Source organism: Vibrio sp. TRT 29B02, assembly GCF_050113655.1.
Taxonomy (GTDB): Bacteria; Pseudomonadota; Gammaproteobacteria; order Enterobacterales; family Vibrionaceae; genus Vibrio.
In genome coordinates this window covers 124,343-138,417 of the sequence record NZ_JBNJOJ010000009.1, presented here as the reverse complement: position 1 = coordinate 138,417, position 14,075 = coordinate 124,343, and the positions used below count along the sequence as shown (strand labels likewise).

General features: G+C 45.4%; 11 protein-coding genes. 6 read left to right on the top strand and 5 right to left on the bottom strand.

Features of this window, described 5'->3' with window-relative positions:
- The first annotated feature begins 192 nt into the window (after positions 1-192).
- Both ACQEXT_RS07840 and ACQEXT_RS07835 read left to right on the top strand, forming a co-directional pair.
- A complete protein-coding gene (locus ACQEXT_RS07840; RefSeq protein WP_426951384.1) occupies positions 193-699 on the top strand; it encodes a flavodoxin in 507 nt (168 codons plus the stop codon).
- Between the two features lie 150 nt (positions 700-849).
- On the top strand, positions 850-1,500 hold the full coding sequence (locus tag ACQEXT_RS07835; protein ID WP_171052115.1) for an HAD-IA family hydrolase: 651 nt from the start codon (positions 850-852) through the stop codon (positions 1,498-1,500).
- Between the two features lie 4 nt (positions 1,501-1,504).
- On the opposite strand, the gene ACQEXT_RS07830 is transcribed toward ACQEXT_RS07835, so the two are convergent.
- From ACQEXT_RS07830 to torT, 3 genes are all read right to left on the bottom strand, one after another.
- Positions 1,505-1,705: a hypothetical protein gene (locus tag ACQEXT_RS07830; RefSeq protein WP_138970634.1), complete on the bottom strand. Its 201-nt coding sequence runs from the start codon at positions 1,703-1,705 to the stop codon at positions 1,505-1,507.
- A gap of 237 nt (positions 1,706-1,942) precedes the next feature.
- Positions 1,943-2,398, bottom strand: coding sequence for a methylglyoxal synthase (locus ACQEXT_RS07825; RefSeq protein ID WP_138970633.1), 456 nt, complete (start codon positions 2,396-2,398; stop codon positions 1,943-1,945).
- A 9-nt stretch (positions 2,399-2,407) separates the two neighbouring features.
- The gene (gene torT / locus ACQEXT_RS07820) at positions 2,408-3,418 is read right to left on the bottom strand and encodes a TMAO reductase system periplasmic protein TorT (protein ID WP_426951382.1); all 1,011 of its coding nucleotides are present in this window, start codon (positions 3,416-3,418) and stop codon (positions 2,408-2,410) included.
- Between the two features lie 80 nt (positions 3,419-3,498).
- Between torT and torS the strand changes: the two genes are divergently transcribed.
- Together torS and ACQEXT_RS07810 are read left to right on the top strand one after the other, a co-directional pair.
- The gene (torS, locus tag ACQEXT_RS07815) at positions 3,499-6,396 is read left to right on the top strand and encodes a TMAO reductase system sensor histidine kinase/response regulator TorS (protein WP_426951381.1); all 2,898 of its coding nucleotides are present in this window, start codon (positions 3,499-3,501) and stop codon (positions 6,394-6,396) included.
- 9 nt (positions 6,397-6,405) lie between these two features.
- Positions 6,406-6,930 (top strand): GNAT family N-acetyltransferase, encoded by a 525-nt coding sequence (locus tag ACQEXT_RS07810; protein WP_138970630.1) that lies wholly within the window; start codon positions 6,406-6,408, stop codon positions 6,928-6,930.
- A gap of 118 nt (positions 6,931-7,048) precedes the next feature.
- On the opposite strand, the gene ACQEXT_RS07805 is transcribed toward ACQEXT_RS07810, so the two are convergent.
- Positions 7,049-8,197 carry an iron-containing alcohol dehydrogenase gene (locus ACQEXT_RS07805; RefSeq protein WP_426951379.1) on the bottom strand — a complete coding sequence of 383 codons (1,149 nt, stop codon included), beginning with the start codon at positions 8,195-8,197 and terminating at the stop codon, positions 7,049-7,051.
- A 140-nt stretch (positions 8,198-8,337) separates the two neighbouring features.
- Between ACQEXT_RS07805 and ACQEXT_RS07800 the strand changes: the two genes are divergently transcribed.
- Complete coding sequence (locus tag ACQEXT_RS07800; protein WP_426951377.1) at positions 8,338-9,219, top strand: AraC family transcriptional regulator; 882 nt, start codon at positions 8,338-8,340, stop codon at positions 9,217-9,219.
- A gap of 377 nt (positions 9,220-9,596) precedes the next feature.
- Positions 9,597-12,746 carry a chitinase C-terminal domain-containing protein gene (locus ACQEXT_RS07795; protein ID WP_426951376.1) on the top strand — a complete coding sequence of 1,050 codons (3,150 nt, stop codon included), beginning with the start codon at positions 9,597-9,599 and terminating at the stop codon, positions 12,744-12,746.
- Between the two features lie 48 nt (positions 12,747-12,794).
- Here the strand turns inward: ACQEXT_RS07795 and glgC are convergent, their stop codons facing one another.
- The gene (gene glgC / locus ACQEXT_RS07790; RefSeq protein ID WP_426951374.1) at positions 12,795-14,009 is read right to left on the bottom strand and encodes a glucose-1-phosphate adenylyltransferase; all 1,215 of its coding nucleotides are present in this window, start codon (positions 14,007-14,009) and stop codon (positions 12,795-12,797) included.
- Positions 14,010-14,075 lie beyond the last annotated feature (66 nt).

Here is a 14,075-nt window from a genome sequence, read left to right as displayed (position 1 = left end):
GGTATCACTATTACCTGGACACCTGACGGCTCAACCGATGTACTCACACCTGATACCGTCCTCCCCGAGAATGACCATATCCGCTTTTTAGAGTGGTTTGCGAATAACTGGCTAAAAGACTTGTCGCCTCAAGGCGTTATCTAGTAAGCTTCTCGCTCCATTCTCACTATCTGTACAGGTTCACCCTAGACTATGACTTTGCCAAAAATTGCTGAAATCAAAAACCAATGGCTTTATCAGCAAGTAGATGTCGAGTTTCCTACCAAAGAGAGCATCGCGGGTATGGAACTGTACAAAGACGCCGTATCTGTCCGTCAGTACCAAACGTTGTCAGAGATACCGGTGGCGGATAGCCAGATGGCACCAGAAGATATCTTTCTGGTCGACTTCCATCGTCTTACGGTGATGTTTGCATTATTGCAGGCTGGTCGCTGGAGTAATGAGTCCGATCAACAACTGATCGTTGAGTTTTTAACCCAAATCATCTATTCAGAACCTTGCTCACTCTATCTTGGTTTTAAAGAAGGTGAGGCGGTAGCTGCGGCGATAATCACCATAGACCAGCAAGCGGTTCTAATTTCTGATGTTGTATTGAAAAGCAGCGACACTGAAGTGACTGAAGAAGGATTTCTTGCTGCGCTTTACACTAAACTCGATCTGCCACTTGACGATAGCCACACCTTCATCATTGAGCAGTGATGACTTCATCATTGTGCCAACGATAAAATGGTGACATGGTCTAAAAATCTGACATAAACTTCTATTTATCAAGGGAAGTGTTAAGCACATCATTCCATTTAATACTCACTACCTTATTATTTCTCTTGGCGAATTAACAAGGTAATGAGCATGACAGAGTCCCAAGTTCAGTGTGTAATCTTCGATTGTGACGGCACGTTAGTTGATAGTGAGAGACTTTGCTGCCAAGCACTGTGTGACACGTTTGCTCTATTTGGTGCCACCCTCACTTATGAAGCAGCAGCCAGCCATTTCGAAGGCGGTAAGCTTGCTGATATTCTTGCGGCCACTAAGAAGCGATTAGATGTCAACGTTTCTATCGACCAACTCGAACCCGTTTACAGAGATATATTGGATCGACTGTTTGAACTACAGCTAAAGCCAATGGACGGGGTGTTTGATTTATTACAGTTTCTCGATGACAAAGGCATTGAGTACTGTGTCGCGTCAAATGGCCCTAAAGATAAAATCGAGCGTTGTCTTGACCTAACTGGTCTGTTGCCTTACTTCAGCGGTAAAATTTTCTCTGCATTTGATACTAACAGTTGGAAGCCAGAGCCCGATCTTATTCAATACTGTGTGATGAATATGGGGTTCACTCGCGAGCAATGCCTTTATATAGATGACACCCCTAAGGGTTTAGAGGCTGGTGTTAGGGCGGGAGTTCGCTCAATTCACCTTACTGGTCTAAATGATCGTGAACATGTGTTTGATTTGAAAAAGATCCGTCATCTCAACGAGCTTGAACAGATCTTGTGTTGATTTTTTAGTGGCTAGCTGATGAAGCGATTAAGCACTGCACATTAAGCACGGATATGGCACAGTTGGTTGGGGCTAGTTGAGTAACATCTTCGAAAAAAGAACCACACTCTGCACACAACATACTGTCAGATTCAGAGAGTAAGTATTCTTCACTACCACATAGTGGGCAGCACAAAACTTCGTTGAGCTTGTCATTGTTATCCATAAAGGAATCTCTCGGCAGCAAAAATTTAGACTGGATGCTTTTATTAGTTTATTTCTTATTCACTGACAGATTAGCGATATAAGAATGTGCTTACAATTGGATTTTGGTCTAAATTGAGGCCACAGATGAGATGTGTGCCCTAATTTGGTGAAGAAACGGATGCCAAAGCGACAATAGGTTCAATTGTCAATCTGATAAATTAAAAGCCCGTGACTACCACGGGCAATTAACAATCAACTAGGTGCGATTCGCTAGGTAGGCTTGATAGTCGGGGATTTCTATGTCGACTTCTTGTTCGATCAAAGGTGATGCAAACAGTAACTTAGCCGTTGCACGGTTTGTCGCTACTGGGATATTCCATACACTCGCAATACGAAGTAGTGCTTTTACGTCAGGATCATGAGGCACTGCATTGAGTGGGTCCCAAAAGAAAATCAATACATCAATTTTACCTTCAGAGATTAGCGCACCAATTTGTTGGTCGCCGCCCATTGGGCCGCTAATCATGCTTTTGATCGCGAGCCCTGTCTCTTTGCTTAGCATTGTGCCAGTGGTGCCTGTTGCATAAAGAAAATGGCGTTGTAGCTTCTCTTTATTTTCTTTTACCCAACGTAATAGCTCTGGTTTGCAGTTGTCGTGAGCGACAAGCGCCACATGTTTATGTGCAGGCAGGGTACGAGTCGTTTTTTCCATTTAGACTTCCTAATTGTTTTCGTTATAGACGTAAAAAGTGGGTCGATATTCCGAGGGTGAAAGGGATTGGGCAATCACCTTCGGATTGAGTTTGTTTGGTGTCAGTGGTTCTATGATCGGTGCTTGGATCTTTTCGTAAGGTTCGCCTTTCAAATAGTGAACAGCCTGAAGGACAGACAGACGACCTTGTTCGACCATCTTATCTGTCGGGGCAAACTCAACGCGATTTCTCAAAAGACCACGGTAGACACCGTGACTGAGATAAGTTGAAACTAATCCAATTTGCCCAACTTGGTCTGTGCTGCGTAATTCACTGATTGCAGCCTCGATGGCTACTGCGCTGCCTACAATGTAATCCAACTCTGTATTGTCTATGGCATGCTGAACAAGGTTACGCTGTAACTCTTTGTCATTGTCAGCCCATAATGTTTCTACGATATGGATATCACTGCCTTTAAGCGCAGAATAGAGGCCTTTAATGACCGGTTTGGTCCCGCCACTCGATTTCGGGCCAGGTAGAAGCGCAACATTTATTTGACCGGAACCTTGTGGGTGTTTGTTTTTTAAATACTCACCGGTGTAGTAGCCCATCCAGTACCAATCAACACCCACTTCACCCTTCAGAGCGGAGCTGTTTTCTTTGTCTACAATCAGCTGATTTACCGTTGCAAACACAGGGATCGAACCAACGCTCTGACGAAGTGAGCTATAAAACAGATCTGGGGCGACTGTACCAAGAATGATCGCGTCGGCATTCCAACGCACACACAGAGACATATGTTCGCGTTGCTTTTCGAGGTTAAGATAGCCTCCCGCTTCCAATACTCTGAGATCGACGTGTTGTTTCTTTGCCTCATCAACCATCCCGTAATTGACCGACAACCAGTATGAATCTTTTAAATGCGGGTAGATGGCACAAATTCGTAGCGGTTGTTCCGCGTGGGCATTAAATGCCGCTGCGAGGAGTAGCATTGAAGTTAACAGTGTGGCTCGCTTTTGGATAGCTGAGATCAAAGACATGCAGTATTTCGTTGGTAAAGGCGGATTAAACACTGCAAAATATAGCGCATTATAGAAGACTTAAGAAGTGAAGATTCTCGATGTTACTAGCTAAAGCCAGTATTGGACGCAAACTGCTGTTGGCATTCCTTGCGATGGCGTTATTGGTTTTGATTTCTGCGTTAATCGGGGTATTCGGCTTTAGTTCTGTAGCAAAAACAGAGCGAAATGTGGTTAATTCGGCGATCCCGTCAATGATTGAAGCAAGACAGGTGTCCGAATTAAGCTCACGCATCATTTCTTCTGTACAGACGCTGTCCAATGCGAAGAGCGAAGAGCAGCGTCAACGTTCGGGAAAAGAGTTGTTTTCTCAGCTGGAATCTTTGCTAACACATATCAAACAGTTAGGTTCTGATTCGTTTGACTCTGGGTTACTGACGAGGTTGGAGTCGGATGTTCAGATCGTCATCGATACGCTTGCTAAGTTTGGAATTGTGGTCGAGAAAAGGTTATTCCTCAGTCAAGATATTGTGGTACGAACAGGTGAACTTCGGGACCTTGCTCTAGAGCTGGAACAACTTACTCGTACTCAAGTCGCCAACACATCTACCATTGCTGTTGCCAATGTAACTCACATCTACGCACTCCTTGATAAACGCCAGATAGAGCAGGCGTATAACGCGCTTGATGCTCTGGTTGAAGTCGATCTTGATCTATCCGAGCGATTACACGAACTACATCTACTGGCGTTCAAGTTACTTAACCATATAGAGGAGGCGCGTACGGTATCGGATATCAATCGTATTCAAACCATTAGAGAAGAGTTCAGTAGTAATCTGAATATTATGAAACGACGCGTTCAGGCTGTAGAAGATCCTACGCGATCGCAACAGATGGCGGAACTTCTCAAGAAACTTGAACGTCGTGAAGTGGTTTTTGATGTGCTGACTCAACGATATGAGAACGAACGTTCAGCGCAGCAATTGATGCAAGATACTTTGACACAGTTTTCTACACTTAATGCCACCGTAAACAAGCTGGTCGACGAGTCTAATGCTTCAACGACTCGGGCGGTTGAAGAACTAAAAACGACCCTCGATTACGCTCAGCTAACACTAACGATTATTACGGTTCTAGGTATGGTCATCGTGGTGTTGATCGTATGGAAAGTGGTCTATATATCCGTGGTTAAACGTCTTGCAGAATATTCCTCGGCGTTGCTTTCAATCGCTAAAGGACAGTTGCAAGTCGAACTTACCGTTAAAGGTAATGATGAATTGGCACATATGGGGCAAGCGATCATTACTGCACGTAACACGGCAAAGGCTTTAAAGGTGGTCGCAGAAAGTGAAGCCAAGGCGAAGCGAGAACTCGAACAGCATAAGGGCCATCTAGAGGAGCTAGTGACTGAGCGTACTCATCAATTACAACTCGCCAATGTCAGATTAAATGAGGAAGTAGAAAACCATGCACGTGCCCGTCAAGAGGCCGAGCAAGCCAGCCGTGCCAAATCGGCGTTTTTAGCGACGATGAGTCACGAGATTCGCACACCAATGAATGGCGTACTCGGGACTGCTAGGTTGTTAAAAGATACCGGGTTGGACAGTCAACAGGGCCACTATGTCGATGTGATCAATCGCAGTGGTAACGGCTTGCTTGCTATCCTCAATGACGTACTCGATTACTCAAAGATTGAGGCGGGGCATTTAGAAATTCGTCCAATCGACTTTAATCTGCACGCGATGGTGGATGACACCAAGCAATTACTAAATGTAAGAGCTCAAGAAAAGTCGCTGCAACTCGAATATTGTATCGAAAGTGATGTGGATAAATTCTGGTTTGGTGACATGACGCGAATCGGTCAAGTTCTTAACAATCTTGTCGGAAATGCTATCAAGTTCACTGACAAAGGCCATGTCGATATCTATGTTGCTCATGACCCTGACAATGATGGACATCTGTTGTTCGAAGTGTCGGACACGGGCGTAGGTATCAGCGAACAAGAGCAGCTCAACTTGTTTGATGCGTTTACTCAGGCATCAGGAGGATTGAGCAGTAAAGGTGGCACAGGTTTAGGGCTGGCGATTAGTAAGCGATTGGTTGAGGCGATGGGGGGAGAGATCCACCTTGAGTCTTCACTTGGCGAAGGGAGCCGTTTTTGGTTTTCTGTTCCCCTACAGTTAGGTCAGGAAGTACAACAACAAGATACCGTAACCAACTGTAACGTGACCGCACGCGTTTTGCTGATTGAAGACAATCCGGTTAACTGCATGGTCGCTGAAGGATTTTTGGCGAGTATGGGACATCAAGTCATGACGGCGGTTGATGGAAAGAGCGCGAGGAGTGACTTCGAACAGCATTCGTTCGATATCGTACTGATGGATATCAACCTGCCTGATTGTGATGGAATAGCGTTATTAGGTGAGTTAAAACAAATAGAAACTGACTCGTGCAACCGAATGCCGACGCCAATGATCGCGGTATCGGCGCATGTATACAATGAAGAAGTTGAAAGTTACATCGCGGCAGGTTTTGATGGATATCTGCCTAAGCCGCTCGATAAGGACGCACTTAGCCAAATGATCCAAAATAGTTTAGAGGGCAAGTCGTTATTGTTAGAACAAAACGATTGTCATAAAGAATACATGCCAGTGCGACCAGTTAATCAAGCCATTATCGACCCCAAAATAGTGATTGCGGATATGGCAGTGCTAGGGCAAGCCAAAATGGTGGAAATCTGTGGCTTGTTCAGCGATGGTGCTCAGGAGATTGTTACGCAGTTAGATAGCGCGGCTGGGCAAAATGATCAAAGAGAGATTAAACAACTTGCTCATAAACTCAAAGGATCGGCGGGCAGTTTAGGCTTAGGGGCACTGTTCGATTTGTGTCTCGAGATAGAAAAAGCACAGCAACCGTGTGAGATGTATCTGGAGCATCGCAGTGAGCTTTGGTCATTGGTCGAACAATCAAAGCATGCACTTGATGAGATATTAGCTTAGAGGAATTAAATGTATCCAATAGAATCAAAACAATTATTGATGGATCAAATCACGGAAAATGATTGGCAGCTCTTTGAACGATTGCACCAAGATGATGATGTGATTCGTTATGCGTTTGATAAACCGACGAAAGAGCAAATTCGTCAGCGTTTTGAATCTCGTCTTCCAAAGTGGAGTTGGCCTAACAGCCATTGGTTGTGTTTAGTGATTAAAGAGAAACAATCGGGTAACGCCATTGGGGTGACGGGGCTGTGTTTGTCTGAAGACAATCAACAGCATATTGAAGTGGGCTATTTGCTGTTGCCGGAATTTCATGGACGTGGATACGGGACAGAGTCATTGGTTGCGTTGATCGACCATGCTACTCACAACTACCCAATTCAAACGGTTAATGCGATTGTAACCGATGGCAACGTTGCGTCGTGTAAAGTGCTGGAGAAAGCGGGTTTCAGTCTCGCGGAAAGAGAGAAAGACGCTTACCAAATCGGTGGTCAGTATTACGATGACTTGATCTATCGTTATCAGGTTAAGTAACGACAGAGAGGGTTAAAAGCGCTAGTGCTGTGTAATAGGTGATTATCGCAGCAGATAACATTCTTGTTATAAAAAAAGCAGCGAGCGCTGCTTTTTTAGCGTAAATATTTCGCTAGGCCTAAGCAATAGCGAGATCGAGTATCTTACGGCTCTTATCTAAATCTATCGCTTGATGCTCACCTATAGCAACCATGCCATGCATTTGGAGCTGATTTAATACTGCCTCAACAGCTTCTTGCTTACTGCCCTGGTAATCAGTGAATTGTGTCTCAACTCCAAGTGATTGATAAAATGACTCAATAGCGGTGATGGTCTGTTCTGCCAAGTCTTTGCTTGGAGCAAGGCCAAAAACATTGCTTCCCATCTGCTCTAACTTAGCACGCTTAACCTCAATTTGGTTTCGCAGTAGTGAAGGTTGCACAATGGCCAATGAGCGTGCGTGATCAACCCCCCATAGAGCGGTAAATTCGTGGCCAATCATATGCGTAGCCCAATCTTGAGGTACACCTGAGCCAATTAAGCCATTCAACGCTTGGTTCGCGCTCCACATGAGGTTTGCACGCCATGCATCGTTATCACGTGACTCGTACGTTTCACCGAGTTGTTTAAGGTTTTTTAGTAGGGCTTCAGCGTAGCCATCCTGAACCATTGCTTGGTGTTGAACGGTAATATACTGTTCACAGACGTGGACCCACGCATCGACAATACCATTGATAAGTTGTTTCTCTGGCAGAGTCTTCATCACGTCAGGATCCATGACCGCAAATTTCGGTTGGACATGCGGCGTCATGAACGGAAGTTTATCGTGTGTCTCTGCTTTGGTAATCACAGCACCCATGTTCGATTCTGAACCTGTTGCTGGCAATGTTAAGACAGCGGCAAGAGGAACTGCCGAGGTAACCTTGTGCTTACCAGTAAAAATATCCCAGCCATCACCATCATAATGGGCAGCAGCTGCAACATACTTAGAGCCATCGATGACTGAACCACCACCAACGGCAAGAATAAAGTCAATGTGCTGCTCTTTAACAATGGCAACTGCTTTATCCATTGTTTCTTTGGTTGGGTTAGGCTCAACACCTGAAAACTCGGACCATTGATGACCTTCTAGAGCTTTCACGACTTGATCATATACGCCGTTGCTTTTAATAGAACCGCCACCATAAATAACTAAAACTTTTTGATCTGAAGGGATTGCCGAACTGATGCTTTGAATCTGACCTTGGCCAAAGTGAATCTGGGTTGGGTTTACGTAGCTAAATTGCATTGCGACTTGCCTCTTGTTTGCCATGTAATGACGTGTTTGTTTCGCTTTAGTGCATAATAGTCTTGACAAGAGGTCTATTAAAGACCAGATTCTCTAAAAAAGTTGCCTATTTGTATAAATGTCACGGTTGTGGAGAAATTATGACCTTAGCTGAACTAATGCAACAGTATGTTGAGTGTAAACAACTGCACCACCTTGAAGGGATCATTGAAACGGCTATAAAAGGTGTTCATTTTTATCGCAGTAGCCGAGGTAACGCTAGACAACCCTTTGTCTATCAATCTGGTGTGATTGTATTGGGTCAAGGTTCTAAGAACATTTATCTGGGCAACGAACCCGTACGTTATGGGCCGGAAGACTATTTAGTTGTTGGGGTGCCGATGCCGCTCGAATGTGAAGCATTTGTAGAAAATGGTGAACCTTTACTCGGGCTTAGCATCGATATTGATTCCCAACGCCTGCACCGTTTGGTCAATCAGCTTGAACCCCTGAATTGCTTTAAAGCTCGTAGCGACGTCAATGCCAGTACAGGCCTTAAATCGGTCGCAATGGATGCAATGATGCTTGATGTGTGTAAAAGATTAGTACAAGCACTATGTAATCCGATAGAGACAGATATCCTTGCTGAAGGGTTGATGGAAGAGTTGGCGTTTCGAGTCTTGATGAGCCAGGAAGGCTATGTGTTGTTTGATTTGGCAAGACACGAGGGGCATTATGCTCGTGTTGCTAAGTCTTTAGACTATTTGCATAAGAACTATACAGAAACAGTCACCGTGCAAGAACTTGCTCAACAAGCAAACATGAGTATTTCCGCATTTCATCAGGCATTTCGGAGCGTAACGCTTGAGACACCAATCCAATATATAAAAAAGGTCAGACTGAACAAAGCAAGAGAACTGATCCAACTGGAAGGGCTGAAAGCAGCAGATGCTGCGCGATTGGTTGGATACAATAGTACTTCTCAGTTTTCACGCGAATTTAAGCGCCACTTTAATGAAACCCCGAAGGCAAATGCAGCATAAAAGGGGAAACTGACGCTGACATCTTTACAGTGTTTTTTGCCGGCCAATTGGGCAATACTGTTTTCAGAAAAAGAATTATTCTCTTTCTTCCCTATAGGAGATCTAGTCAATCTTCGACAATAAACCTCTTCATGCTAAGCGTGGAGAGGTTTATTTTTTTCTGATGAAATAAATCAAAAATTAGTTATCGATGCAAATTAAGTGTCACCTTGTTGCATGTACAACATTCCATATTGCGAGTCAATTTGGAGTATTGCGATAATCTTCGTGCGAATTTTCCAATCTTATCTAGTGTTATTTTACTGGGGATTTTAAGTCCGTCAGCGTTAATCAAAAATAAATCTAATTGTAAAACAACAAGTTAAGGATTACGGGAAATGCATACATCTAAACCGAACACAATGAAACGCGTGTTCACGCTGAGCTCGTTAAGTGCGTCATGCTTAATGGCGTTTAACAGCTACGCAGCGATAGATTGTACGACTCTAGTTGGTTGGGACTCTACCGTTGCCTATTCAGGCGGCGATCAAGTTGAGTATCAGGGCAAAGGATATCAGGCTAATTATTGGACAAGGAACAATGACCCAGCGTTAAACTCATCGAGCCAGTGGGACTTCTGGAGTGAATTAGGCAGTTGTACTTCAGCAGGAGATAACCAAGCTCCGACGGTGGAATTAACTCAACCTCAAGCGAGTGATGTGATTGCTGAAGGTGACGTTGTCACTCTATCTGCCAACGCAGCGGATGCAGATGGAACAATCAGCAAAGTGGAGTTTGTCGTCGATGGCGCAGTCGTGGCGGAGGTAAGCGTTGCTCCTTATACGTCGACTTGGGTTGCAACATCTGGAGCGCACCAAATTGCAGTAGCATCTTATGATGACGCTGGCGTTAAGAGTCAACTAAGCAGCGTGCAAATTAACGTCAGCTCGAACACGCCAGATAATATTGCACCAACGATAAATATCTCATTGTCGAATGAAGTTGTTGATCAGGGTGCACAAGTTTCCCTTACCGCCAATGCTGCTGATTCGGATGGAACGATCGATAAGGTTGACTTCTTTGTCTCTGGGGCTCTTGTCGGAACGGTCACTACTGAACCATATGTACTTAACTACACCGCGAACCGAGCGGGTAGTTTGCCTGTATATGCAAGGGCGACCGACAACCTAGGTGCCACAACCAATTCAACAACGACTTCGCTGGTGGTTAACGGTGAACCAACGGCAGCGAACTGTCGACCTGACGGCCTGTATCAAACGGAAGGCATCAATGTCCCTTATTGCACCAAGTACGACGAGGATGGACGCGAATTAATGGGCGCGGATCATCCACGTCGAGTTATTGGCTACTTTACCAGCTGGCGCGCGGGAGATGATCCTCAATCCGCTTACTTGGTGAAAGATATTCCGTGGGAACAGCTTACTCATATTAACTATGCGTTTGTAGGGATTGGCTCGGATGGCAAAGTCAATCTGGGTGATGTCAATGATCCGAATAATGCCGCGACTGGAAAAGAGTGGCAAGGCGTCGATATTGACCCAACTCTTGGCTTCAAAGGCCACTTTGGTGCACTCGCTACATACAAGGAACGCTATGGCGTTAAAACCTTGATCTCGATTGGTGGCTGGGCAGAAACTGGCGGTCACTTTGGTGCTGATGGGAATCGCGTTGCTGACGGAGGTTTCTACTCGATGACCACAAATGCCGACGGCTCAATTAACCACGCTGGGATAGAAAAGTTTGTCGACTCTGCGGTGGCCATGATGCGTACCTACCGTTTTGATGGTTTAGATATTGACTATGAATATCCAACTTCAATGGCTGGCGCAGGAAACCCATATGATAAAGATTTTATGGAACCACGCCGTCCGTACTTATGGGCATCGTACCAAGAACTGATGAAGGTACTTCGTCAAAAACTCGATGCAGCTTCCGCACAGGATGGTACGCACTACATGCTCACCATTGCCGCGCCATCCTCTGGGTACCTGTTACGCGGCATGGAAACATTTGATGTAACCAAGTACCTCGACTACGTCAACATTATGTCTTACGACTTGCACGGCGCATGGAACGATCATGTTGGTCACAACGCCGCACTGTATGACACTGGTGAAGATTCAGAGTTGGCGCAATGGAACGTTTACAACACTGCTCAGTACGGTGGTATAGGTTATCTTAATACCGATTGGGCATACCACTATTTCCGCGGTTCAATGCCAGCTGGCCGAATCAATATCGGCGTACCTTACTATACACGCGGTTGGCAGGGAGTAACTGGTGGGACGAATGGTCTATGGGGTCGAGCTGCACTGCCAAATCAGGCCGAATGTCCTGAAGGTACGGGTGAAGGTGAAAGCAACAATTGCGGTAACGGTGCTATTGGTATCGATAATATGTGGCACGATACTGACCCGAAAGGGAATGAGATGGGGGCAGGCTCAGGTCCAATGTGGCACGCTAAAAACCTAGAAAATGGTATTTTAGGCAGCTACGCATCGGCGTACAAACTAGACCCAAATAATCCCCAGCACCAACTGGTTGGTACTTATACACGCAACTATGATTCGGTTGCCGTTGCTCCTTGGTTATGGAATGCAGAGAAGAGTGTCTTCCTCTCAACCGAAGATGAGCAGTCAGTTTCCGTCAAAGCGGACTACGTCATTGACAAAGAGATTGGTGGAATCATGTTCTGGGAATTAGCAGGGGACTATAACTGTTATAACCTAGATGCGAATGGTCAACGTACCAGCGTAGATGTGACAGAACAAGCGTGTGCTAACGGTAGTGGTGAGTACCATATGGGTAACACGATGACTAAGGCAATCTACGACAAATTTGCAACGGCGACACCTTATGGCAATAAAGTTGCGACGGGTGCAATGCCAGCAGAAGCCGTCGATATAGCGGTAACGGTGGGCGGCTTTAAAGTCGGGGATCAAAACTACCCAATTAACCCTAAATTAACCTTTACCAACAATACCGGTCAGGTCATTCCTGGTGGGACGGAGTTCCAGTTTGATATTCCTGTCTCAGCGCCAGATAACGCCAAAGATCAATCGGGCGGTGGACTCGCGGTTATCTCTTCTGGACATACCAGAGCGGACAACATTGGTGGGCTTGATGGCACAATGCACCGCGTGTCGTTCTCTTTGCCAAGCTGGAAAAACATGGCCAATGGTGAGGTTTATGAGTTAGACATGGTCTATTACTTACCCATTTCTGGCCCGGCTAACTACACAGTGAAGATCAACGGAGTCGAATATGCATTCAAGGCGGAATACCCTGATCTACCACTTGCAGATCTTTCACAGGGCGGAGACGGTAATGGTGGAACTGGTGGCGACAACGGCGGTACTAACCCAACTGGTCCAGCAGTGCAGTGGGAACCGGGTGTGACCCAAGCTATAAATGGCACTACATACCTCTATAACGATAAGTGTTTTATCGCTAAAAACAGCCCAGGAACTTGGGAATCACCAACCCAATCTAACTGGTTCTGGGATGAGGTGAATTGCCCACTATAAACAAAAAAAGGCCTTGGATTATTCCAAGGCCTTATACGATCAATCTAACTAAAATTTGTAACTTTCAGGAACGACCACAATACCCTTGTCTGATATTTGGAAACGCTTGGCGTCTTGTTTTGGGTCAACACCAATCTCTGTATTGTCGGGGATCACGACGTGCTTATCGATGATGCAGTTGACCAACCTACAACCCTTGCCGACCTTAACACTATCAAAAAGAATGCTATCGACAATGGTTGCGCTATCATCAATGCGAACATTGGATGAGATGATCGAATGTTGCACTGAACCACCAGAATTGACCACACCATTGGCGATGATCGAATTGATGAAAATGCCTTCATTGCCAGTAGCGGATGAGACCGTTCGAGCCGGGGGCAACTGAGGTTCGTAGGTACGAATCCCCCAGCTTGGCTGATACAGGTTCATTGGAGGTATAGGCTCAAGCAAATCCATATTGGCCTGATAAAACGAATCGATGGTGCCAACGTCACGCCAGTAACAGTCTTTTGCAACACGTCCACGATCAGAGCAGAAATTATAGCTATAGACTTTACGCTCATCGATCAGTTTGGGGATGATGTCCTTACCAAAATCATGGGACGAGTTTTCACTGGCTGCATCTTGTTCTAGAACTCTTTGCAAAGTTTCCATCTCAAAAATGTAGATACCCATCGAGACAAGACTTTTATCAGGATCGCCTGGCATAGGGTCAGGGTTTGCAGGCTTTTCACTGAATGTGTCAATCAGCCCATCGGGATTCGCTGAGAGGACACCAAAAGCAGATGCATCTTTTCTTGGCACTCCCATACAAGCGATGGTGAGCGCGGCATTATTCTCAATATGATCTTTAAGCATTTCAGCGTAATCCATGCGATAGATATGATCGCCAGATAGCACAATCACATGTTTTGCATCGCTGCGCTCTAATAACCACAGATTGTGATAAATCGCGTCAGCCGTGCCTTCGTACCACTTGCCACCGCCACGCATTTGCGGGGGAACAACGGTGACAAACTCACCCAGTTCAGGATTAAAAATCGACCAACCATCACGTAGGTGTTTATGCAGCGAATGCGATTTGTATTGAGTCAGCACCAAAATTTTACGCAAACCTGAATGGAGACAGTTAGTCAGCGTGAAATCGATGATGCGGTACTTGCCACCAAAAGGAACGGCTGGTTTAGCGCGGTGATCCGTGAGTGGGCTAAGTCGAGAACCCATTCCCCCTGCGAGTATAACGGTGAGAGTGTCTTGCATTCTAATCTCCATATTAGTGCAGTAAAGGTGATATAGAGAGTAGTACAAGAATTAAGCCAAGAAGAA